Origin of the sequence: Citrobacter sp. L55, from assembly GCF_002850715.1 — a bacterium.
GTDB lineage: Bacteria > Pseudomonadota > Gammaproteobacteria > Enterobacterales > Enterobacteriaceae > Citrobacter > Citrobacter braakii.
In genome coordinates this window covers 473,471-496,718 of sequence record NZ_KZ559401.1, presented here as the reverse complement: position 1 = coordinate 496,718, position 23,248 = coordinate 473,471, and the positions used below count along the sequence as shown (strand labels likewise).

General features: G+C 52.5%; 23 protein-coding genes and 1 riboswitch. Of the genes, 11 read left to right on the top strand and 12 right to left on the bottom strand.

The window, feature by feature from the left end:
• Nucleotide 1 precedes the first annotated feature (1 nt).
• From glnE to glgS, 3 genes are all read left to right on the top strand, one after another.
• Nucleotides 2-2,842 carry a bifunctional [glutamate--ammonia ligase]-adenylyl-L-tyrosine phosphorylase/[glutamate--ammonia-ligase] adenylyltransferase gene (gene glnE, locus B9P82_RS09825; protein WP_047414042.1) on the top strand — a complete coding sequence of 947 codons (2,841 nt, stop codon included), beginning with the start codon at nt 2-4 and terminating at the stop codon, nt 2,840-2,842.
• 59 nt (nt 2,843-2,901) lie between these two features.
• Nucleotides 2,902-4,335 carry a bifunctional D-glycero-beta-D-manno-heptose-7-phosphate kinase/D-glycero-beta-D-manno-heptose 1-phosphate adenylyltransferase HldE gene (gene hldE, locus B9P82_RS09820; protein ID WP_016154530.1) on the top strand — a complete coding sequence of 478 codons (1,434 nt, stop codon included), beginning with the start codon at nt 2,902-2,904 and terminating at the stop codon, nt 4,333-4,335.
• A gap of 308 nt (nt 4,336-4,643) precedes the next feature.
• The gene (glgS, locus tag B9P82_RS09815) at nt 4,644-4,850 is read left to right on the top strand and encodes a cell surface composition regulator GlgS (RefSeq protein WP_019077704.1); all 207 of its coding nucleotides are present in this window, start codon (nt 4,644-4,646) and stop codon (nt 4,848-4,850) included.
• A 34-nt stretch (nt 4,851-4,884) separates the two neighbouring features.
• Here glgS and ubiK read toward each other — a convergent pair whose 3' ends face one another.
• Nucleotides 4,885-5,181, bottom strand: coding sequence for a ubiquinone biosynthesis accessory factor UbiK (gene ubiK / locus B9P82_RS09810; protein WP_003024618.1), 297 nt, complete (start codon nt 5,179-5,181; stop codon nt 4,885-4,887).
• A gap of 132 nt (nt 5,182-5,313) precedes the next feature.
• A riboswitch (FMN riboswitch) is annotated at nt 5,314-5,462 on the top strand.
• A gap of 106 nt (nt 5,463-5,568) precedes the next feature.
• Here ubiK and ribB point away from each other — a divergent pair.
• A complete protein-coding gene (ribB, locus tag B9P82_RS09805; RefSeq protein ID WP_016154529.1) occupies nt 5,569-6,222 on the top strand; it encodes a 3,4-dihydroxy-2-butanone-4-phosphate synthase in 654 nt (217 codons plus the stop codon).
• Between the two features lie 83 nt (nt 6,223-6,305).
• Here ribB and dsbI read toward each other — a convergent pair whose 3' ends face one another.
• The 3 genes from dsbI to B9P82_RS09790 are packed head-to-tail and all read right to left on the bottom strand — an operon-like array spanning nt 6,306 to nt 9,486.
• Nucleotides 6,306-6,983 carry a protein-disulfide oxidoreductase DsbI gene (gene dsbI / locus B9P82_RS09800; RefSeq protein ID WP_046276262.1) on the bottom strand — a complete coding sequence of 226 codons (678 nt, stop codon included), beginning with the start codon at nt 6,981-6,983 and terminating at the stop codon, nt 6,306-6,308.
• Between the two features lie 14 nt (nt 6,984-6,997).
• Nucleotides 6,998-7,666: a thiol:disulfide interchange protein DsbA/DsbL gene (locus tag B9P82_RS09795; protein ID WP_019077701.1), complete on the bottom strand. Its 669-nt coding sequence runs from the start codon at nt 7,664-7,666 to the stop codon at nt 6,998-7,000.
• Between the two features lie 23 nt (nt 7,667-7,689).
• Nucleotides 7,690-9,486 (bottom strand): aryl-sulfate sulfotransferase, encoded by a 1,797-nt coding sequence (locus B9P82_RS09790; protein WP_047358649.1) that lies wholly within the window; start codon nt 9,484-9,486, stop codon nt 7,690-7,692.
• Nucleotides 9,487-9,883: 397 nt separating this feature from the next.
• On the opposite strand from B9P82_RS09790, the gene B9P82_RS28460 reads away from it, so the two are divergent.
• A complete protein-coding gene (locus B9P82_RS28460; protein WP_016154525.1) occupies nt 9,884-10,060 on the top strand; it encodes a hypothetical protein in 177 nt (58 codons plus the stop codon).
• Between the two features lie 65 nt (nt 10,061-10,125).
• Here the strand turns inward: B9P82_RS28460 and zupT are convergent, their stop codons facing one another.
• A complete protein-coding gene (zupT, locus tag B9P82_RS09780; protein WP_016157488.1) occupies nt 10,126-10,899 on the bottom strand; it encodes a zinc transporter ZupT in 774 nt (257 codons plus the stop codon).
• Nucleotides 10,900-11,046: 147 nt separating this feature from the next.
• Here zupT and ygiD point away from each other — a divergent pair, with 147 nt between their 5' ends.
• Complete coding sequence (gene ygiD, locus B9P82_RS09775) at nt 11,047-11,835, top strand: 4,5-DOPA-extradiol-dioxygenase (RefSeq protein ID WP_016154523.1); 789 nt, start codon at nt 11,047-11,049, stop codon at nt 11,833-11,835.
• 85 nt (nt 11,836-11,920) lie between these two features.
• Here the strand turns inward: ygiD and B9P82_RS09770 are convergent, their stop codons facing one another.
• From B9P82_RS09770 to tolC, 3 genes are all read right to left on the bottom strand, one after another.
• A complete protein-coding gene (locus B9P82_RS09770) occupies nt 11,921-13,081 on the bottom strand; it encodes a glutathionylspermidine synthase family protein (RefSeq protein ID WP_019077698.1) in 1,161 nt (386 codons plus the stop codon).
• 5 nt (nt 13,082-13,086) lie between these two features.
• A complete protein-coding gene (locus B9P82_RS09765; protein ID WP_016154521.1) occupies nt 13,087-13,764 on the bottom strand; it encodes a DUF1190 family protein in 678 nt (225 codons plus the stop codon).
• Between the two features lie 147 nt (nt 13,765-13,911).
• Entirely contained in the window at nt 13,912-15,390 is a 1,479-nt protein-coding gene (gene tolC, locus B9P82_RS09755; protein WP_088583064.1) for an outer membrane channel protein TolC, read from the bottom strand.
• Between the two features lie 199 nt (nt 15,391-15,589).
• Between tolC and nudF the strand changes: the two genes are divergently transcribed.
• From nudF to parE, 5 genes are read left to right on the top strand one after another with little or no spacing between them, the layout of a single operon-like run.
• Complete coding sequence (gene nudF / locus B9P82_RS09750; protein ID WP_016154519.1) at nt 15,590-16,222, top strand: ADP-ribose diphosphatase; 633 nt, start codon at nt 15,590-15,592, stop codon at nt 16,220-16,222.
• Nucleotides 16,219-16,641 (top strand): DUF1249 family protein, encoded by a 423-nt coding sequence (locus B9P82_RS09745; RefSeq protein ID WP_016154518.1) that lies wholly within the window; start codon nt 16,219-16,221, stop codon nt 16,639-16,641. The genes nudF and B9P82_RS09745 overlap by 4 nt, the downstream gene beginning before the upstream one ends.
• A 24-nt stretch (nt 16,642-16,665) precedes the next feature.
• Nucleotides 16,666-17,493 carry a 3',5'-cyclic-AMP phosphodiesterase gene (gene cpdA / locus B9P82_RS09740; protein ID WP_016154517.1) on the top strand — a complete coding sequence of 276 codons (828 nt, stop codon included), beginning with the start codon at nt 16,666-16,668 and terminating at the stop codon, nt 17,491-17,493.
• Nucleotides 17,493-18,074, top strand: coding sequence for an esterase YqiA (yqiA, locus tag B9P82_RS09735; protein WP_003024575.1), 582 nt, complete (start codon nt 17,493-17,495; stop codon nt 18,072-18,074). Before cpdA ends, yqiA begins: the two co-directional genes overlap by 1 nt.
• 28 nt (nt 18,075-18,102) lie before the next feature.
• Nucleotides 18,103-19,995: a DNA topoisomerase IV subunit B gene (gene parE, locus B9P82_RS09730; RefSeq protein WP_003024571.1), complete on the top strand. Its 1,893-nt coding sequence runs from the start codon at nt 18,103-18,105 to the stop codon at nt 19,993-19,995.
• A gap of 100 nt (nt 19,996-20,095) precedes the next feature.
• Here parE and B9P82_RS09725 read toward each other — a convergent pair whose 3' ends face one another.
• The 4 genes from B9P82_RS09725 to qseB all read right to left on the bottom strand — a co-directional run bounded on the left by B9P82_RS09725 (nt 20,096) and on the right by qseB (nt 23,137).
• Nucleotides 20,096-20,410 carry a putative quinol monooxygenase gene (locus tag B9P82_RS09725; RefSeq protein ID WP_016154515.1) on the bottom strand — a complete coding sequence of 105 codons (315 nt, stop codon included), beginning with the start codon at nt 20,408-20,410 and terminating at the stop codon, nt 20,096-20,098.
• Nucleotides 20,411-20,440: 30 nt separating this feature from the next.
• Nucleotides 20,441-21,022 carry an NAD(P)H-dependent oxidoreductase gene (locus B9P82_RS09720; RefSeq protein ID WP_016154514.1) on the bottom strand — a complete coding sequence of 194 codons (582 nt, stop codon included), beginning with the start codon at nt 21,020-21,022 and terminating at the stop codon, nt 20,441-20,443.
• A gap of 109 nt (nt 21,023-21,131) precedes the next feature.
• Entirely contained in the window at nt 21,132-22,481 is a 1,350-nt protein-coding gene (qseC, locus tag B9P82_RS09715) for a quorum sensing histidine kinase QseC (protein WP_047358645.1), read from the bottom strand.
• A complete protein-coding gene (gene qseB, locus B9P82_RS09710; RefSeq protein WP_046276171.1) occupies nt 22,478-23,137 on the bottom strand; it encodes a quorum sensing response regulator transcription factor QseB in 660 nt (219 codons plus the stop codon). The genes qseC and qseB overlap by 4 nt, the downstream gene beginning before the upstream one ends.
• Nucleotides 23,138-23,248: the final 111 nt, after the last annotated feature.

The following is a 23,248-nucleotide window of genomic DNA, read 5'->3' as shown; positions in this document are numbered from 1 at the left end:
AATGAAGCAGCTCTCTTCACCGTTACAGCATTACTGGCCGACCGTTGTTGAGCGGCTGCCAGCAGCAATATCTGAGTCCTCGCTTAGCATTCAGGCGAAGTCAGTGCTTACATTCAGTGATTTTTTTCGCGACAGCATTATTGCCCATCCCGAATGGCTGGTCGAACTGGAAAGCACGCCACCCGAGGCGGATGAATGGCAACACTATGCTGATTGGTTACAGCAAGCATTGGTCGACGTTAGCGACGAAAACACGCTGATGCGTGAGCTGCGCCTGTTTCGCCGTCGCATCATGGTGCGTATCGCCTGGGCGCAGACGCTGTCGCTGGTGACGGAAGAGAGTATCTTGCAGCAGCTAAGCCATTTGGCTGAAACGCTGATCGTCGCCGCGCGTGACTGGTTATACGCCGCCTGCTGTCGTGAATGGGGTACGCCCTGTAATCCACAAGGTGTTGCGCAACCGCTGCTGATTTTAGGTATGGGGAAACTGGGCGGCGGCGAACTGAATTTTTCCTCTGATATCGATCTGATTTTTGCCTGGCCGGAGCACGGTAGTACGCAGGGCGGACGTCGCGAGCTGGATAACGCGCAGTTCTTTACCCGTATGGGCCAGCGGCTCATCAAAGTGCTGGATCAGCCCACAATGGATGGATTTGTCTATCGGGTAGATATGCGTTTACGCCCGTTTGGCGACAGCGGCCCGCTGGTGCTGAGCTTCTCCGCGCTGGAGGATTATTACCAGGAACAAGGGCGCGACTGGGAACGCTATGCGATGGTCAAGGCCCGCATTATGGGCGATTGCGACGGTACCTACGTCAGTGAGCTTCGCGCTATGCTGCGGCCTTTTGTTTTCCGCCGCTATATTGATTTCAGTGTGATCCAGTCTCTGCGTAACATGAAAGGAATGATTGCCCGCGAAGTGCGCCGCCGTGGTCTGAAAGACAACATTAAGTTGGGCGCGGGCGGTATTCGTGAAATCGAATTTATCGTGCAGGTATTCCAGCTTATTCGCGGTGGGCGCGAGCCGTCATTGCAATCCCGCTCGCTGTTACCCACGCTCAGCGCCATCAATGCGTTGCACCTGCTGTCAGACACCGACGCGGAACAACTGCGTGCAGCCTATCTCTATTTACGTCGTCTGGAGAACCTGCTGCAAAGTATCAATGATGAGCAGACCCAGACGTTGCCAGGCGATGAACTGAACCGCGCGCGGCTGGCGTGGGGGATGAACGTCGATGACTGGCAGCAGCTAACCGATGTGCTGGCCAGTCATATGGACAACGTGCGCCGGGTGTTTAACGAGTTGATTGGCGATGACGAAGCAGAAACCCAGGAAGAGTCGCTCTCAGAACAGTGGCGTGAACTGTGGCAGGACGCATTACAGGAAGATGACACCACGCCGGTGCTGACGCATCTGGCGGATGACGATCGCCGGCGCGTGCTGTCTCTGATTGCCGATTTTCGCAAAGAGCTGGATAAACGCACCATTGGCCCACGCGGACGCCAGGTGCTGGATCACTTAATGCCGCATCTGCTGAGCGATGTCTGTTCGCGTGACGACGCCTCAGTCCCACTGTCGCGCATCACACCGCTGCTGGTAGGCATTGTGACCCGTACGACCTATCTGGAGCTGCTGAGCGAATTCCCCGGAGCGCTTAAGCATCTGATTTCGTTATGTGCCGCTTCGCCGATGATCGCCAGCCAGCTGGCGCGGTATCCGCTGTTGCTCGATGAACTGCTGGATCCGAACACCCTGTATCAACCCACCGCGACGGATGCCTACCGTGATGAACTGCGCCAGTATTTGCTGCGCGTACCGGAAGATGACGAAGAGCAGCAGTTGGAAGCGCTGCGTCAGTTTAAGCAAACGCAGTTGCTGCGCATTGCCGCGGCAGATATCGCTGGTACGCTGCCGGTGATGAAGGTGAGCGACCACTTAACCTGGCTGGCGGAAGCTATTATTGATGCGGTAGTCCAGCAGGCGTGGATGCAGATGGTCGCTCGCTACGGGCAACCCACTCATCTTGACGGGCGCGAGGGGCGCGGTTTTGCCGTCGTCGGGTATGGCAAACTGGGCGGCTGGGAGCTGGGCTACAGTTCGGATCTTGATTTGATCTTCCTGCATGACTGTCCTATGGACGTGATGACGGATGGTGAGCGTGAGATTGACGGGCGACAGTTCTATTTGCGTCTGTCGCAGCGCATTATGCACCTTTTCAGCACCCGCACCTCATCCGGTATTTTGTATGAAGTGGATGCGCGGTTGCGCCCGTCCGGCGCGGCGGGAATGCTGGTGACATCAACCGAGGCTTTCGCTGATTACCAGCGCAACGAAGCCTGGACGTGGGAGCATCAAGCGCTGGTGCGCGCTCGAGTGGTGTACGGCGACCCACGGTTGACCTCTCAGTTTGATGCGATTCGTCGCGATATCATGACCCTCGTCCGCGATGCGAAAACCTTGCAGACCGATGTGCGCGAAATGCGTGAGAAAATGCGGGCCCATTTGGGCAATAAGCATCGCGATCGTTTTGATATCAAAGCGGATGAAGGCGGCATCACCGACATTGAGTTTATTACGCAATACTTGGTGCTGCGCTATGCGCATGAAAAACCGAAGCTGACGCGCTGGTCGGATAACGTGCGCATTCTGGAGTTACTGGCGCAAAACGACATTATGGATGAGCAGGAAGCGCTGGCGCTTACCCGTGCTTATACGACGCTGCGCGATGAACTTCATCATCTTGCATTGCAGGAACTTCCGGGCCATGTGGCGCCGGAGCACTTCGACGCTGAACGTACGCTGGTGCGTGACAGCTGGCAGAAGTGGCTGGTTGCCGAGTGAAGTGTGCTATTATCGCGCGCAAATTTTAAGACCCTCAGAGAATCTCTCAGGAGACAGGAATGAAAGTAACGCTGCCAGAGTTTGAACGTGCAGGAGTCATGGTTGTCGGTGATGTGATGCTAGATCGCTACTGGTACGGTCCTACCAGCCGTATTTCACCTGAAGCGCCGGTTCCGGTGGTGAAGGTTGATACCATTGAAGAACGTCCCGGTGGCGCAGCAAACGTGGCGATGAACATTGCCTCTCTGGGAGCGAATTCGCGTCTGGTCGGCCTGACTGGGATTGACGACGCGGCGCGTGCGCTGAGCAAAACGCTGGCGGATGTGAACGTAAAATGTGACTTCGTTTCTGTGCCAACTCATCCGACGATCACCAAACTGCGCGTGCTTTCCCGCAACCAGCAACTGATTCGCCTGGATTTCGAAGAAGGTTTTGAAGGCGTGGATCCGCAGCCGCTGCATGAGCGTATTAACCAGGCTCTGGGCTCCATTGGCGCTTTGGTGCTCTCCGATTACGCCAAAGGCGCACTGGCAAGCGTGCAGCAGATGATTGCTCTGGCGCGTAAGGCTGGGGTGCCGGTGCTTATCGATCCGAAAGGGACCGATTTTGAACGCTATCGTGGCGCAACGCTGCTGACGCCGAATTTGTCTGAATTTGAAGCGGTGGCCGGTAAGTGCAAAAGCGAAGATGAACTGGTTGAGCGCGGCATGAAAGTGATTGCAGATTTCGACCTTTCCGCGCTGCTGATCACGCGTTCCGAACAGGGTATGACGCTGCTGCAACCGGGCAAATCGCCACTGCATATGCCGACGCAGGCGCAGGAAGTGTATGACGTGACGGGGGCGGGCGATACGGTGATCGGCGTGCTGGCTGCGACGCTGGCGGCGGGGAACACTCTGGAAGAGGCGTGCTATTTTGCTAATGCCGCAGCGGGTGTTGTCGTCGGTAAACTGGGGACTTCCACCGTTTCCCCGATTGAACTGGAAAACGCCGTGCGCGGTCGGGCCGACACTGGCTTTGGCGTGATGAGCGAGTCTGAGCTGAAACAGGCCGTAGCCAGCGCCCGCAAGCGCGGTGAGAAAGTGGTGATGACCAACGGCGTGTTCGACATCCTACATGCGGGCCACGTTTCCTATCTGGCGAATGCGCGCAAGCTGGGCGATCGTCTGATCGTGGCGGTAAACAGCGATGCTTCGACCAAACGTCTGAAAGGCGAAACGCGTCCGGTCAACCCGCTGGAACAGCGCATGATCGTGCTGGGCGCGCTGGAAGCCGTCGACTGGGTGGTCTCTTTTGAAGAAGACACACCACAGCGTCTGATTGCCGGCATCCTGCCGGATCTGCTGGTAAAAGGCGGCGACTATAAGCCGGAAGATATTGCGGGCAGCAAAGAAGTGTGGGCGAACGGCGGAGAAGTGCTGGTGCTGAACTTTGAAGATGGCTGCTCAACGACCAATATCATCAAGAAGATCCAAAAAGACAGCGATAAATAACAAATGCTGGAAACGTATCGAACTTTTGGATTCGATACGTTTCTTGCTATTGATGCTGCTGTTTTCTTCAACCCAGAGTAAAGGAATAAGGGGAGAAGGGCTTTCTCCCCCCCGATTTACTTTTACATGACGTCACAATAAGCGTGCGTCACGCTGACCTTAAATCCGACCCCTCTTAGATTTCGTGGGAAACTGTGAACCAGCGCAGTGCTTTTGCGCACAATATGTACAGAATAACTTCGCATCCAGGGAAATACTGAAATTAGAAAAAGCATATGGCCTTAACAGATATTCAATAACTGGAGGGTATGCTCATGAACAGCAATATGTATTCAATGAACAATTTCGATTTCCTGGCCCGTAGTTTTGCCAGGATGCAAGCTGAGGGCCATCCCGTAGATATCCAGGCGATAACTGGGAATATGGATGAAGAACATCGTAGCTGGTTTTGCAAACGCTATGCGCTGTACTGCCAGCAGGCGACGGAGGCCAGGAAGCTAGAACTGGAACACTAACAGAAAAAACGGGCCTTGCGGCCCGTTGTCGTTTTTACTCTTGCGGATCGACTGACGGGATCGCGGGAGCAGGTTTAACTTCTGCCGTTTTTTCACGCGATTCCAGCTCAGTCAGACGTTGCTCAAGTAGCGCCAGCTTTTCACGGGTACGCAGCAAAACCTGAGTCTGTACATCAAACTCTTCACGGCTTACCAGATCCAGACGGGTCAGCTGTGACTGCAGCGTTTGACGAATTTTCTTCTCGACGTCTTCGCCAAACTCGCGGATCCCTTTCGGCATCGACTCGTGAACCTGACGAGCAATCTGCTCAATTTTTTTCGGGTCAATCATTGTGGTTTCCCTGAACTGGTACGTGTTGTTGCCTATTGTAGTGCGAACTGGCACAGGCATAAACCAGAATTGTGTGAAGCTAAGACGAGCAAAGGCGTTGATGAAGGTAATCAATAGCGTTATAGTTAACCCGCTTATTCTCAGGGCGGGGCAAATTCCCCACCGGCGGTAAATCAACTCAGGTTGAAAGCCCGCGAGCGCTTTGGGTGCAAACTCAAAGGTCAGCAGATCCGGTGTAATTCCGGGGCCGACGGTTAGAGTCCGGATGGGAGAGAGTAACGATCCAGTCGGGCATGGACCCGCTCACGTTATTTTTTTGCCGCTTAGACGGTACTCCTAAGACTGCCCTGATTCTGGTAACCATAATTTTAGTGAGGTTTTTTTACCATGAATCAGACGCTACTTTCCTCTTTTGGTACGCCTTTCGAACGTGTTGAACTTGCGCTGTCTGCGCTGCGTGAAGGACGCGGTGTGATGGTGCTTGACGACGAAGATCGTGAAAACGAAGGCGATATGATTTTCCCGGCAGAAACCATGACTGTTGAACAGATGGCTCTGACCATCCGTCACGGCAGCGGTATTGTATGCCTGTGCATCACTGAAGACCGACGCAAACAGCTCGATCTGCCAATGATGGTGGAAAATAACACCAGCGCTTACGGTACCGGTTTTACCGTGACCATTGAAGCCGCAGAAGGCGTGACTACCGGCGTTTCCGCTGCGGACCGTGTTACTACGGTGCGTGCGGCAATTCAGGATGGCGCTAAACCTTCCGATCTTAACCGTCCGGGGCACGTTTTCCCGCTGCGTGCTCAGGCAGGTGGCGTGTTGACCCGCGGTGGTCACACTGAAGCAACCATCGACCTGATGACGCTGGCAGGGTTTAAACCGGCAGGCGTGCTGTGCGAACTGACCAATGACGATGGCACCATGGCGCGTGCGCCAGAATGTATCGAATTTGCCGGCAAGCATAATATGGCGGTAGTTACTATCGAAGACCTGGTGGCTTACCGTCAGGCGCATGAGCGCAAAGCCAGCTAATCGCAAATTACCACGTTAGTCGCGGTAAGCATAAAAAACCGAAGCCATCTTCCAGGCTTCGGTTTTTTTGTTTCTTGCTCCGATTATTTGGTTCTCACCCGCTTTAATGCCCATGCGCCGCTCATAATGACGAGCAACAGTAAGCACAAACTAAAGGCCAACAAACAGGCCTGCGCCATGTTCATAAAATGCCAAGGCGGGATCAGATACCAGCCTTCTGACTGCTGGTACAGATCGACAAACCACTTTTGCGTACTGCTGAGCGCCACGCCGTCGGGAACGATGGGAGCGTCATAGCCGCAATCTCCTGTGGGTTTAAACCACTCCGGTGCCCAGTTGGCCAGAGGCAAATTAAAAGGGAATGTCGGATCGGTGGAGCATCCCTGTACGCCAAACAGCGAATCCGGGTCCGGGTTATGTACAGCATAATGAATGCCGTTAAGTTTGATGGAGAACTTAATGCCCAGGATGCTGCCGTAAAATGCCGCGATACAACCGATGAGCTTCAGAACAACATTTTTGGGGTTGATTGCCGCAATCAATCCGCCAAAAACCATCACCAGCATGGCAAAGCGAATGTAGACACATTGTTCGCAGGGGGCCATGTAGAGATAGATTTGGAAGAACGAATGCGCCAGAATAATCAATCCACCCATTGCGCAAGCCATCAACAGCCACAGAAAGCGCTGTTCCTGCCATCTCACCAGGGTATCAACCGGTGTATTACATAAGTCTCGCCACGATCCTTTTATGAAAGCCATAGCCGGGTCCCTGTTTATTTTTTCGCGAGCTCTCTGACAAGCTCAGCCATGGAATCAATAGATTTGATATTTTTGGTGTAGATCAGGTATTTACCATTGACGACGTAAGCCGGAACGCCCTGGATTTTGGCGACATCATATGCTGCTTTCCATTTCTCCAGCGTTTGCTGGACGGCTGGATCCTTCAATGCCGCGTCAAAATCAGCCTGGCTCATGCCCGCTGCATCCAACCCTGTTTTGATGAATGAAGCGGGATCTTTACCCTCTGACCAGCGCTCTTTCTTATCGTGGTAGGCGGCGTAATAAGCGAACTTGGCTTTTTTAAACTGTGATTTGGCGTCAAACAATGAAATACCTGCAGCCATGTCCCTGGCAATCATTACGGCAAAGATTTCGCTGGCCTGTTTACCGTATTCCCCTTTGGTTTCCAGATGAAACGGAGTGAAAGTAACGACATCGGCGACTTTGTCTGACACGGGCCCTGTCACGGCTTTATCATATTTGTAGCAAAATGGGCAGGCGTAACTGAATACTTTGATCAACGTCTTATCGGCGTTGGGAATTGGTTTTTCCAGAACCATATAATCAGTGCCTTCAGTAAACGCTGATGCTGCAAACGGTGAGGCAAGCGCGGCGGTTAATACCACGCTTTTAAATAATGAAGTGATCCATTTAGATGACATAATTAATCCTTAATCTAATGTAATTATTTAAACATTTGGCGTGGATGAACCAGCAATGCACGGTAGTGAGTTTGATTTGGCTTATCGGACAGGACATTAATTTCGACTTTGACTTCTTTTGTTTTGTAGTCAATTTCGTTGATTTTGCCGATGGTTGGCTGTCCAACGTCAAATAAATTAATCGAACCACCAAAGCCAAACATGGTGTCGCGATCTTTTTGATATTCGATAACCGAGGTGATAGGGCTATAAAAATCATAACCGCGCTCTTTTCCGTACTCCCAAATTTGCTGGACGGTCCCTTTTTTCTCGTCAATTTTATATTCTACGAAACGGGAGTATTTCATTGTTGGTAACGCCGGTTGTTCGAGTCCACGGCCATCGCCGTTGTCAAAAATGGTAAGCGTTCCTTTGCTGGAGAGCCATGCGGTGTGTTGAGTGTAGGTAAAATCGAAATCGGTATTCTCGCACTTGCCATTTTCATCACATTTCAGTGCGTTGCCTTTATCATCAACCGGTTTTAACAGCTTGCTTGCCAGCGCCTTATTCCAGCCTTTAGACGGTGCAAGGATCCACTTAACCTGTTTATCGCGACCGATTTTGACAACCCCTTGATGGCGGGAAGAGATAATGATGGCGTCGTCTTTGGCGTCAAAGGCGATGGAGTTAACGTGCGCCCAGTTACGACCCGCACCCACGCCGAGGGCATCACCGTAGGGGGTATCTGGCTCCAGTTTTGCCTGCTGGCCGGCATGAGCGAGGTCCACGTTGACGCATACCGCGCCCGCATCCAACGCACCCAGCAGTGCATCACGCATCGGATCGAGAATTTTTGTCAGATCCCACACGTCAACAACACGACCGGATTTGTCGACTTCAATAATCTGGTCGCGGATAGTTTGTACGTGAATGCCATCTTCCTTACGATAATCACGTTTACCCACGCGAAGCAGTACGGTGCCGTTCACCGTTTCGACGGACTCATGCGATGCGTCGAGGAATCCGCGCGGCAGCTTATGGTCGGCCAGAATCTGGCCCATCATATCGAACTCATACCAGTGCTGGCCCTGTACGGCGGTGAAGGTGCCGCGCGGTGTCTCCCGTATCCCCATCAGGTAACCGCGCTTGTTGATATCCATGTCATGACCGTCATAGAAAGTGTCCTGATCCAGCCACCAACGATATTCGCCTTCCGTATCAACGACAAAGGTAAAGGGTGCGATATCAAAGGGTAATGCGCCACCGGCCGGACCTGCATCCAGGATACCGGCATTTTTATCTTTTTCACCATGCCAGTGGAATTCTGCGCCCTGCGCGGTAAAGGTGTGGGTATTCACCAGATAGAGACGGTCTTCAAAGCCAGGTGCGACCTTAATAACGTTTGTTTGCTGTAAATCGGAAATAGAACGGTTATCCATGTAGTGATTAACGATGGCAGATGTTTGCACCACGTAATCTTCCTTGATGGCCTTGCCATTTTCTTTATATTCAACAGTGACCTTATTAGCGAACTTTTGATAAAGGCCAAAAATAGGAACCCCATCGTAGGTGGCGAGGGATTCTTTGCCGACGGCATAGGTAATTGGGACTCCTTTTTCACCTTTACCATGAACGGTAACTTTAACATCCGAAATAACGTGACTATCTAATTCAACCAGTGCGGTAAGAGGGGCGTTTCCGTATGGGTCAACGATTATCGCACCCAATTTTCCTGCGGGCTGGGCTGGTTGGAAACCAGCGGCAAATGAATTACCTGCGACAAAGCCAAACGTCAGTGCAAGCGTTCCGGCTAGAAGTGTTTTTCGGTACTGTGTAAACATGGATATATCTCCTTATATTATCTTTAGATATAACAGTGCTGAATATATTATGTTTTTACGATGTGAATATAATAAAAAATGGTATTGCCGATGCTACTTTTATGGTGAATATATTAATATTGATGAGGTGTATTATTTTGCAGGCGCTAATTTTTATTATTTTTTGGATGGTATGAGTGCGTTATTTTAAGGGCAATATTTATTATTGCGCAGTGTGATCTTGTCGACATTGTTTTATTTTTTATAACGGTGTTAACTATTTGCATAGCTGCTGGTTTATATGATCGAAATCATATATTTGTTTCTGGAATATGCCACTATAGGAGTATGTCAGAATAAGGTTGTGTAAAATTTTAACGTTAAATGTTTAATGATGTTAAATTTTAAGGGTAAAAGAATGTTTATCGCCTGGTACTGGATTGTATTAATTGCACTCGTTGCAGTTGGTTATTATTGCCATATGAAGCGTTATTGTCGGGCATTTCGGCAAGACCGGGATGCATTACTCGAGGCGCGAAACAAACTCTTTCGTCGTTCTGGCGAAGATAACAGCGCGGTTAAGGAACAGGAATAGTCCTTCACGTTCTGCTATGGATGAGCGGATGCTGTAAATTAGCAGGGTGGCATCCGCCCTCTGAATTAGCCGATCCCCATGGACTGGAGGATGACAAGACTTAACCCCATCACCGACATTCCACAAAGTACCCCATAGCTGGGATTATTATTCGGGTCGATCTCTTTTGCCAACGGCATTAGCTCATCGACGGACAGCGCCACCATAATTCCTGCGACTGCTGCCATTATTGCCGCCATCACCACCGGCGAGATCAGGCTCCCCAGAATTAACCACGCCAGTACGCCACCCAGGATTTCCGCCATGCCCGAGATCCCGGCCCAGAATATCGCCGTCCGTTTGGAGCCCGTGGCTGCATAGACTGGACCCGCAACGGCTAATCCTTCAGGAATATTGTGTAATGCGACGGCAAGGGCAATACCAAAGCCTAGCTCGAGGTTGCTGCTGGCGGTAACAAACGTCGCTATCCCTTCCGGGAAGTTGTGCAGGCTAATGCCGAGCGTTAATAAAATCGCGGTACGTTTAATGGAGCCGGGCAGAGGCCGCGTGGTTTTCTGTACCAGATCCTGAGGGTGCGCGTGCGGCAATAGGCGGTCCAGGCCAAAGTATCCCAGTAAGCCAACGATAAACATTCCGTAGCCCAATACCGGCGACATACCTTCAGCAGCCAGTGCGGCTGGGAGCATCTCCATCAGTGAGATCAGTAACATAATCCCTGCGGCGAAGCCTAACGAAAAGGCGAGTACGCGGTTGGAGGGTTTTTGCCCTAACACGCCGAGAAATGCGCCGATAAACGTGGCGGCGCCTGCCAGTAAAGTCAGAAGTAAAGGTACTGACATCGACAAATAAAACTCCTTATCAATCTGCTGTCCGGGTTGGATCGTCAAAATAACTGATGATCTTCATCATGGTTATCTGAGTTCTTCATCAGCCGAATAAGCGTATTGTGGTGGTATCAAAATGACTCCCTCAGTAAGGATATCATCATGTCTTCAACTCGTATGCCAGCATTGTTTTTGGGCCACGGTAGCCCGATGAATGTTCTGGAAGATAACGTTTATACCCGCGCCTGGCAGCAACTGGGGGAAACGTTGCCGCGCCCGAAAGCCATTGTGGTGGTCTCGGCGCATTGGTTCACTCGTGGCACGGGCGTGACGGCGATGGAAGCGCCTAAAACAATCCACGATTTTGGCGGTTTTCCGCAGGCGCTGTATGACACCCATTACCCGGCTCCTGGATCACCGGAACTGGCGCAGCATCTGGTTGACTTGCTGGCCCCAGTGCCCGTTACCTTAGACAAAGAGGCGTGGGGTTTTGACCACGGTTCATGGGGCGTGCTGATCAAGATGTACCCGCATGCGGATATTCCGATGGTGCAGCTGAGCATTGACAGTACCAAACCTGCGGCCTGGCATTTTGAAATTGGCCGCAAGCTGGCGGCACTGCGTGATGAGGGCATTATGCTGGTAGCCAGCGGCAACGTGGTGCATAACCTGCGCACTGCGCGTTGGCACGGTGAGAACACGCCATATCCGTGGGCGACCTCATTCAACGAATATGTTAAAGCAAACCTGACATGGCAGGGACCGGTTGAACAGCACCCGCTGGTGAACTATCTCGATCATGAAGGGGGATCGTTATCGAATCCGACACCGGATCACTATCTGCCGCTGCTGTATGTATTAGGTGCCTGGGATGGCAAAGAGCCGGTGACTATTCCTGTTGACGGGATTGAGATGGGAAGTTTGAGTATGTTGTCGGTGCAGGTCGGATGATAAATGCCCGATGGCGCTGCGCTTATCGAGCCTACAGTTCGTGCTGTAGGCCGGGTAAGACGCAGCTACCACCCGGCACTCTCAGTCATTCGACAAAAATATGCGGATAGAAACGCGAGAGATCCTGCGTGATCAACGCGCGGTCTTCGCGAATGCCAATGCCAGCTGGTTGATCGTTGATTAGCCAGCTGCCGATCAACATATAGCTGTCGCCAAACTTCGGTAGCTGATGGAATTGCTGCACGATCATACCTTCTTCGCCGTACGGCCCTTCCACTGCTTCGATCGTTTTACCGTTTTCGATAATGGAAACGTTCGCGCCTTCACGTGAGAAGATCGGCTTTACGACGAATTTATCCATCTGAGGATAGTCATCTTCGGCGAAATACGCAGGCAGCAGATTCGGATGATCCGGGAACATTTCCCACAACAGCGGTAATAACGCTTTGTTGGAGATGATGCTCTTCCAGGCTGGTTCCAGCCAGCGAACGCCAGCGTCTTCCAGCTTGGTGGAGAACATTTCGCGCAGCATGAATTCCCACGGATAGAGCTTGAACAGGTTAGCAATGACCTGATCCTGCATATCCGTGAACTGACCTTTTTCACCAAGACCAATATCTTCGACATAGAGGAATTCAGTGGCGATTTCAGCTTCGGCAGCGCAATCCTGCAGATACTGGATCGTTCCGCGGTCTTCCACCGTATCGCGACAACAGGTCAGATGTAGCAACTGAAAACCATACTGCTCACGCAGCTCGGCGAAACGCTCGATCAGCTTTTCCTGCAGACTGTTGAATTGATCGCTGCCTTCCGGCAGGTTGCCTGCATTGAGTTGGTCTTCCAGCCAGATCCACTGGAAAAACGCAGCTTCGTACAGAGAGGTTGGCGTATCGGCGTTGTTTTCTAACAGCTTAGGCTCGCCCGTGCCGTCCCACGCCAGATCGAGACGCGAATAGAGCGACGGCTGCTGTGTCAGCCAGGACTGGCGGACAAAGCCCCAGGTATGCTTCGGAATGCGAAACTTGGTCATCAGCTCATCGCTGGCGATGACCCTTTCCACCACTTTGAGACACATTTGATGCAGCTCTGCGGTGACCTCTTCCAGCTTTTCGACCTGAGCAAGCGTGAGCTTATAATACGCATCCTCACACCAGTACGGTTCGCCGTACATAGTGTGAAAGTTGAAACCGTATTCGGTGGCTTTATCGCGCCAGTCCGGGCGCTCAACAATACTGACTCTTTCCATGACGATCAGCCGCCCATTGAACGAGTGGTAGTACCGCTTGCGCTACGCTGCATGGTGCTCTGTTTAGCCACAGATTCGCCAAATCCACCGCGGGTTACGGTAGAGGTGGTAGCCGGTTTCGGCGCCATGGCGGTTTTCGGTACGGTCATGGTGCGACCCGGCGTTGCGGCGCCGTAGTTTTTGCCGCCAGCATCCGTATATTTGCCGTATGCCGGGCTGGCCGGATTTTTCGAGCTGAACAGCGGCTGCTGAGCGCCCATACCGCCACCCATCATGCGGCCCATCATATAGCCTGCCATCAGCGGCATCCAGAAGCTGCCGCTGCTTTGATTCTGCGCCTGAGCCTGGCCTTCACCGGTCGGCGCCATGCCCGCTTGTGCAGGTGCCTGTTGGCACTGGCCTTCGCCGAATTCAGCGATACAGTCTTCGCGAGTGGCGTATTTTGGCGCGGTGCGTTCAGCTTCTTTCAGCGCATTGTTAAACGCGGTGGTACATTCGGCGCTTTTACCCGGATTAGCTGCAGAGCAGTCGTCCGCGTTCTGATAAAGCGAAACCGTTTCGTCACTCTTTTCACAGCCCGCGAGCATAAAAACAGCGGTAACTGCCAGAGCGACAGGAGTCAGGTGGCGCGCGCTCCAGCTTTTGCGGAACGAGGCGTGATGTATAGATTTTGTCCGTTTCATTTATGTCTTCCAGGACCCAGTGGTAACTCTGCTCAGAATAGAGGATGACTGGTCGAAATTGAAGCGGGAAGAGGCGAGAATGCGGAAGAAGGGGTGGATCTTTACGTTGCCTTACGTTCAGACGGGGCCGAAGCCCCATCATCAGCATCAGTTACGGAACGGGTTGTTACCGTTGCTGCTGGTTGAACGTGCAGCCGTTGGTTGAGCCGCAGGCATATTGCCGTTGCTGTTGAAGTCATTCACAGCGGCATCTTGCTGCGGATTTTGCGGCGCGACGTTATCCGGAGAAGTCGGGATCGGTTTACCCAGCGTATTATTCAGCGCCACCAGATCCTGCTCGTTCAGCGTACCGAGCGCAGATTTGACGTTAAGCTGGTTGATAAGATAGGTATAACGCGCATTCGCCAGTTGCTGCTTGGCGTTGTACAGCGTGGTGGTGGCATCCAACACATCCACGATGGTACGGGTACCTACGGAATAGCCTGCTTCCATCGCATCTAAAGAGCTTTGGGCAGAGACAACCGCTTGTTTGTACGCGTTAATGCTACTGATAGAAGCATTAATGTTGTTGAACGAAGAACGCACGGTTTGCACCACGCTACGGTGTGCGCTTTCCAGTTGTTCGCTCGCGCCAACAAAGTTGTACTGCGCTTGTTTCACCTGCGAGTTAACCATCCCGCCCTGGTACAGCGGCAGCGAGAAGTTCAGACCGATTTTGTTCTGGCCCATGTTGCTGTCGTCATACTGGGAGGTGTTGGTTTTCGACCCGTTGTAGGAGGTGTCAGAAACGCCGGTAGAGGCGGTCAAACCCAGCGTCGGTAAGTGACCATCCTGCGCCAGACGAATCTGTTCACGCGCCAGATCCTGGCTCAAACGCGCCTGCAATAATGAGAGGTTGCGGTTTTCTGCTTCTTTCAGCAGCGCGTTCACCGCCTGCGGTTTGTTGGTTTTAAAGCCATCAACGTTCAGCGAAGCCAGTTCGGGGTAGTAGTTACCGGTCACCTGGCGCAGCTGTTCTACCGCGTTGTCGAGATTGTTACGCGCGGTAACTTCGTTCGCCAGCACGGTATCGTATTGTGAACGGGCGTTCTGTACGTCAGTGATGGCGACCAGGCCCACGTTAAAACGCTGTGTGGTCTGATCTAACTGACGATAGACCGCATCTTTCTGTGCCTGAGTGTAAGACAGCACGTCAATCGCGTTCAGTACGTTAAAATAAGCGGTAGCGGTATTCAGGATCAGCGTTTGCTGATCGGTCTGATACGTTACGTCCTGGATGCCTGCTGCTTTTTCTTGCAGCGTCAGGGCACGCCATTTAGACATGTCGAACAGCGTCTGAGTCAATTGTAATGACGCGCTGGTTGCGTTGGAGTTGACGCCATTTGCATCACGGTAGCCATTGCTGTAGGTGTAATCGGCACCTAAACCTAGTTGCGGCAGTAATGGGCTACGCGCTTCGTTAATTTTTTCGAATGCAGCATCGCGATCGGCGGCGGATTTACGCAATTCCGGGTTGCTCAGGCGTGCTTGCTGATAAACCTGCATCAGGTTTTCAGCCTGGCTCAAAGTAGTGAACCCCGACAGGCTCAGGCCGATAAGGATGGGGAGCAATTTCTTCATTTGCATTCCTTGTTGTGAAGCAGTATTTAGCGCTGATCAAATTGTAAAAATATTTGCTGATTCTAGCAGAATCCGCCACTTCAAAAAGTTGGCGTTACGTGCCATACGGCGTTAATTTGCATCAATTTAACACAAGGGCGTTCAAACATCAGTCAAACGACCTTGAAATTCACATTTTAATCACTATTGGTTTCAGGACAGCACAATGCGTAAACCAGACAACTTGCCAATGACTTTCACTAAAAATGATGTAGAAATTATTGCACGAGAAACGCTATACCGCGGTTTTTTTTCACTGGATCTTTATCGGTTCCGCCATCGCCTGTTTAACGGTGGTATGAGCGGTGAGGTAAAGCGCGAAATTTTTGAGCGCGGACACGCGGCAGTCTTGCTACCCTTTGACCCTGAGCGGGACGAAGTTGTTCTGGTCGAGCAGATCCGTATCGCAGCGTTTGATACCAGCGAAAGTCCGTGGCTCCTGGAAATGGTGGCCGGAATGATTGAAGAGGGCGAAACCGTTGAGGATGTGGCTCGTCGTGAAGCGATGGAAGAGGCCGGGTTGGAAGTTAAACGTACCAAGCCCGTTCTGAGCTATCTGGCAAGCCCTGGTGGCACCAGTGAGCGCCTGTCTATTTTAGTTGGCGAAGTGGACGCCACGACCGCGAGCGGGATCCACGGTCTGGCTGATGAAAACGAAGATATTCGTGTTCATGTGGTGAGCCGGGAGCAGGCTTATCAATGGGTTGAAGAGGGGAAAATCGACAACGCGGCTTCTGTCATCGCCTTGCAATGGTTACAGCTGCACTATCAAGAGTTAAAAACTGAGTGGAAAAAATGAAGCGTTACACACCTGACTTCCCTGAAATGATGCGCCTGTGCGAAACCAACTATTCGCAATTGCGCCGTCTGCTGCCGCGTAATGACGCAGCCGATGAAACAGTGAGCTATCAGGTCGCAAACGCACAATATCGGTTAACGATCGTTGAATCGACCCGATACACTACGCTTGTCGCGATCGAACAAACGGCACCCGCGGTCACTTACTGGAGCCTGCCGTCATTGACAGTCCGCCTGTATCATGACGCGAGGGTGGCCGAAGTGTGTTCGAGTCAGCAGATCTTTCGCTTCAAAGCGCGGTATGATTATCCAAATAAAAAGTTGCATCAACGCGACGAAAAGCATCAAATTAATCAGTTTCTGGCCGACTGGTTACGGTACTGTTTAGCACATGGAGCGATGGCGATTCCGGTTTATTAGCGTCGTGAAACCTAAGGACACCATTTGGAAAGCCTGTTAACCCTTCCTTTGGCTGGTGAGGCCAGAGTCAGGATCTTACAAATTACAGACACTCACCTGTTTGCCGAAAAGCATGAAACGCTGCTGGGTGTAAACACCTGGGACAGCTATCAATCCGTACTGGATGCAATACATGCAGAGTCGCCTGAATACGATCTGATCGTCGCGACTGGTGATTTGGCGCAGGACCAATCCGCTGCGGCCTATCAGCATTTTGCTGAGGGCATCGCAAGCTTTCGTGCGCCCTGCGTTTGGCTACCGGGCAATCACGATTTTCAGCCGGCAATGTACAGCGCGCTACAGGACGCGGGGATCTCACCCGCTAAACGCGTCTTTATTGGTGAACAGTGGCAAATCCTGTTGCTGGACAGCCAGGTGTTCGGCGTTCCCCACGGTGAATTAAGCGAATTTCAACTCGAATGGCTGGAACGTAAACTTGCCGATGCGCCTGAGCGCAATACTTTGCTGCTTCTGCATCATCATCCTCTGCCGGCAGGCTGTAGCTGGCTCGATCAGCATAGCCTGCGTAATGCCGCAGAGCTGGATAACGTGCTGGTGAATTATCCTCGTGCCAAGTATTTGTTGTGTGGGCATATTCATCAGGAACTGGATTTGGACTGGAACGGACGCCGGCTGCTGGCGACGCCGTCGACCTGTGTGCAGTTTAAGCCACACTGTTCCAACTTCACGTTAGATACCATCAGCCCCGGCTGGCGGACGCTGGAGCTTTTTGCTGACGGGACGTTGCAGACGCAGGTACGCCGTCTGCAGGGTAATCGGTTCCACCCTGATACCGCTTCAGAAGGCTACTGATGTCTACGCTTCTTTATCTTCACGGATTTAATAGTTCTCCTCGTTCGGCGAAGGCATGTTTGCTGAAAAACTGGCTGGCGGAGCATCATCCGCACGTTGAGATGATCGTACCCCAGTTGCCACCGTATCCGGCCCAGGCCGCAGAGATGCTGGAATCGATCATTCTCGAACATGGCGGAGAGTCGCTGGGAATTGTCGGTTCCTCGCTAGGAGGCTATTACGCCACTTGGCTGTCGCAATGTTTTATGCTGCCCGCGGTGGTGGTGAACCCTGCTGTTCGACCTTATGAACTGCTGGTCGACTATCTCGGTCAAAACGAGAACCCCTACACGGGGCAGCAATATGTGCTAGAGTCACGCCATATTTACGATCTTAAAGTCATGCAGATTGACCCGCTGGAAGCGCCGGATTTGATCTGGCTGCTTCAACAAACGGGCGATGAAGTGTTGGACTACCGCCAGGCGGTGGCGTATTACGCCTCCTGCCGCCAGACAGTTATTGAGGGCGGAAACCACGCATTCACGGGCTTCGAAGATTATTTCAACCCGATTGTCGATTTCCTTGGACTGCACAGTTTCTGACGATCAATTCGAATTGCTTATTTAAACCATGACGCAAACTTATAACGCTGATGCCATTGAGGTACTCACTGGGCTTGAGCCGGTACGCCGTCGCCCGGGGATGTACACCGATACAACCCGTCCGAACCATCTTGGACAGGAAGTGATTGATAACAGTGTGGATGAAGCACTGGCGGGCCACGCAAAACGCGTGGACGTGATTTTACATGCCGACCAGTCTCTGGAAGTTATTGATGATGGCCGCGGCATGCCGGTAGACATTCACCCTGAAGAGGGCGTTCCGGCGGTAGAGCTGATCCTCTGTCGTCTGCACGCAGGCGGTAAGTTCTCCAACAAAAACTATCAGTTCTCTGGTGGTTTACATGGGGTGGGGATCTCCGTGGTCAACGCCCTGTCGAAGCGTGTGGAAGTGAACGTGCGCCGCGACGGGCAGGTGTACAACATCGCGTTTGAGAACGGCGATAAGGTGCAGGATTTACAGGTTGTAGGTACCTGCGGTAAACGCAATACCGGAACCAGCGTGCACTTCTGGCCGGATGAAAGCTTCTTTGACAGCCCGCGTTTTTCCGTTTCGCGCTTAACGCACGTACTGAAAGCCAAAGCGGTGCTGTGCCCAGGCGTTGAGATCACCTTTAAGGACGAGGTCAATAACAGTGAACAGCGCTGGTGCTACCAGGATGGCCTGAATGACTATCTGAGCGAAGCGGTAAATGGCTTGCCGACGCTGCCGGAAAAACCGTTTATCGGTAATTTCAGCGGTGAAACAGAAACCGTGGACTGGGCGCTGCTCTGGCTGCCGGAAGGCGGCGAGCTGCTGACTGAAAGCTATGTGAACCTGATCCCAACCATGCAGGGCGGTACGCACGTTAACGGCCTGCGTCAGGGTCTGCTGGATGCAATGCGCGAGTTCTGTGAATACCGCAATATTCTGCCGCGCGGCGTGAAGCTGTCGGCGGAAGATATCTGGGATCGCTGTGCTTACGTGCTGTCGGTAAAAATGCAGGATCCGCAGTTTGCCGGACAAACCAAAGAGCGCCTCTCTTCGCGGCAGTGCGCGGCATTCGTCTCTGGCGTGGTGAAAGATGCTTTCAGCCTGTGGCTGAACCAGAACGTGCAATCAGCCGAACTGCTGGCTGAGATGGCGATTTCCAGCGCCCAGCGTCGTCTGCGGGCCGCGAAAAAAGTGGTGCGCAAGAAGTTGACCAGCGGTCCGGCGTTGCCGGGGAAACTGGCGGACTGTACCGCACAGGATCTTAATCGCACCGAACTGTTCCTCGTCGAAGGTGACTCGGCGGGCGGATCGGCTAAACAGGCGCGCGATCGTGAATATCAGGCGATCATGCCGCTGAAAGGTAAGATCCTCAACACCTGGGAAGTCTCTTCCGATGAAGTGTTGGCTTCGCAGGAAGTTCACGATATTTCGGTGGCGATCGGCATCGATCCGGACAGTGATGATCTGAGCCAGCTGCGCTACGGTAAGATCTGTATTCTGGCGGATGCGGACTCCGATGGTTTGCATATCGCCACGCTGCTGTGCGCGCTGTTTGTGAAACACTTCCGTACGCTGGTGAAACACGGTCACGTCTATGTGGCGCTGCCGCCGTTATACCGTATCGACCTCGGTAAAGAGGTGTATTACGCGCTGACGGAAGAAGAGAAAGCGGGCGTGCTGGAGCAGTTAAAACGCAAGAAAGGCAAGCCGAACGTGCAGCGCTTTAAAGGTCTGGGTGAAATGAACCCGATGCAGCTGCGTGAAACCACGCTGGATCCGAACACCCGCCGCCTGGTGCAGCTCATCATCGATGACGAAGACGATCAGCGTACCAACGCAATGATGGATATGCTGCTGGCCAAGAAGCGTTCTGAAGATCGCCGTAACTGGTTGCAGGAGAAAGGCGACCTGGCGGATCTCGAAGGGTAATTGACCGTGAATGCCTGGTGGCGCTGGGCTTACCAGGCCTGAGGATTGCAATATAAGCCGGATACGTCTGTTTATGGCGTTATCCGGCAAATCGACAATCTTAAATGCCAGACTCCAGAATACGAATACTCATGTCCAGCACGTCGCCTTTCACGGCTTCGCTATAGGCTTTCATATGCGGTGTCTGCAAATGCGCTTCAAGATGCGCAATGCTTTCCCACTGTTCAACCATCACGATTGAGTCCGGGGCTGTGGTCTGAAAACTGACGCCAGCAGCATGATCGACCATCGGCGCGTAGCCGTGGCAGCCTTCCTCTTTCAGTACGGTTGGAACGATTTTAGCGAATTGATCCAGTACCGCCTGGCGGTGATGTTGACCTGGACGTGTACGGATTTCTGCAATAACGGTAAGCATGGTTAACTCCTTCTAATTCCAGGTTACCAGTTAACCAAAAATTTCGCTCAGATGCTTGCGATATTCTGCGATATAACGCGGGACGTCCGGCATTTTAATCACGTCATTGGTGATAAAGGTCGGCAGCGCTTCCATTCCCAGGAACTGGTTTGCTTTATGGAACGGGAGATAAACGCCATCAACGCCAACGCCATGGAAGAACTGATCTTTTTCAGTGAAAGCTTCCATCGGTGCGTTCCAGGTCAGTGACAGCATGTATTTTTTGCCCTGAATCAGCCCACCGGAGCCGTATTTTTTAGACGCATCTGAACGCGTGCGACCATCGCTGGCGTACAGCGTACCGTGACCTTCGGTAAACACGTCATCAATGTATTTTTTCACGGTCCACGGCGCACCCATCCACCAGCCAGGCATTTGCCAGATAACCACATCGGCCCAGACGAAGTTCTGTACTTCATCAGAAATGTCATAGTCGCTGTCGGCGCGCACGATTTTAACATCATGCCCGAGGTCGCGCAGAAGGCCATCCGCGACCTCGGTCAGGGTGTCGTTTAACTGACCGTTGGAGTGGGCGAATTTTTTCGCACCATTGATAATCAGAATGTTGCTCATTTTGTGTCCTCAGGGAAATACGTTTGAAGACGATTTTACCCCTACCAGCGACGCGGTGAAATTAGCAAAATGTGCAAAGTCTTTTGCTATTTGAGCAATAATAACGCAATTACCAACTGACCTTCGCTTCAAAGCCACCTTGCGGAGCGTTGCCAAACGAGGCTGACATTCCATGCAATATTGCGATACGGCGGACAATCGATAGGCCGAGACCGCTGCCAGTCACGCTTTGTCCCGGTGGACGATAAAAGCGTTCCCCGATGTGCGTAAGGACCTCTGGCGCAACGCCAGGACCATTATCCTTGACGCTAAAATTACGGGCGTTGAGCGTCACTTCCACAATGCTACCCCGCGGGCTGTAGCGGATCGCATTATCCAGCAGATTTCGTACCATCAGGCTCAGCAACAGCGGCTGTCCTGTGCGCATGATGTTGTGCGCGTTAATCTGCAAACGCACGTCGATGTGCGCCTGCTGGGCTGGATGGTAGATATCCATCACCGCGGATTGCAAAAGCTCCTCCAGCGAGATTTCCGCCACATCCTGAAGATTGTCGAGGGAGTCGAGGCGTGAAAGCGTCAGTAACTGATCGACCAGTCGGGTGGCGCGTTCAATTCCCGCATGCAACTGTACCAGCGCTTTTTCCCGCGTTTGCGGGTCGTCGTCTGACAGTTGCACCACTTCTGTTTGTACTTTCAGCGCGGTCAACGGGCTGCGCAGCTCGTGGGCAGCATCAGAAGTGAAACGCCGTTCGCGAACCATCATGGAATGGGTGCGAGTAAACAATTGATTGAGCGATTCAACCAACGGGCGTACTTCGCTTGGCACACCTTTCGGATCGAGCGGCTCTTCCGATTCCGGTGAGCGCCAGCGCAGAGCCTGCGCCAGTTTTTTTAGCGGCCTGAGTTCACGGCTAATCATGACCACCAGGATTAGCAACATCAGCGGCAGCGCAATCAACCACGGTGTTAACTGGGCGGTGACGATCGACAGCGCCATATCCTCTCGATACTCCCACTCCTGGCCTACCACAATGCGGTATTTGCCGTCAGCGGAATTCAGCCACAGAAAACGCCATGCGTCGTTGTCCCCCTTGAGTTGGCCATCGGTAAAGCCTTCGCGGGTGTAGCTGTAGGGAATGTCCTGGCCGTTGTCGCCATCGTGCAATACCATTTTGCCGTTGATGGTGAAGATGGCAAACGTCAGCGCGTCGTCATCAATATGGCCGTGCTTGAGCTTCTTCGGCGTGCGAGCCATATTGCTTGAGGTGGTGACGTCGCTGATATCCAACGTGCTAAGCCGCTTGGCGAACAACATCAGTTGGGTATCAAACAGCTCATCGACATTGTCGGTGGTCTGCTTCCAGGCTACAAAGCTCGAAACGGCCCAGGTTGCTGATGCCAGAATCAGAAAAATAAGCGTTAGCCTGACGCGCAGGCTGAGGCGTTGTGTGAGTTTCATGTGTCACCCAGGGTGTAGCCAATGCCATGCACGGTACGGATAAAGTCGCTGCCGAGCTTACGGCGTAAGTGATGGACGTGTACCTCAATCGCATTGCTGGAGACGTTTTCGTCCCAGGTATACAGTTTTTCTTCAATCAGTTTGCGGGGCAGGACGCGACCCTTATTGCGCATCAGCAGCTCCAGTAGAGCGAACTCTTTGGGTTTGAGAGACAAAGGCTCATCTGCCGCCGTGGCAACCAGCGCACCGGGATCGAGCGTCACCTGGCCATGGCGCAATATGTTGCTCGCCTGGCCGCTGGCACGGCGCACCAGCGCCTCCAGCCTGGCGGCAACTTCGATCAGCGCAAAGGGTTTGCACAGATAGTCATCCGCGCCGAGACGCAGACCCTCAACGCGTTCCGCCAGCGCGTCGCGAGCGGTCAGAATCAGCACTGGCTCCTGCTTTCCGTTGGCTCGCCATTCGCGCAAGATGTCCCGTCCGTCGATGCCTGGCAGCGTCAGGTCGAGGATCACCGCATCATAAGGGGCGCTGTAGAGCGCTTCTTTCCCCTGGCGACCCTCGGTAAACCAGTCGATGCTGAAACCCATTTTACTCAGACCTGTTTTCAGGCCGTCGCCGATCAATGTGTCATCTTCGATCAGTAAAATACGCATATGTTCTTCCCTGCAGCCGCTCTCATTAGCGTCAGTAAACCTTGCGACTACAGCCTCTGTACAGCAAAAAAAGTATCTTTTTTTGCCTTAAGAACTTGTTAAGGATTAACT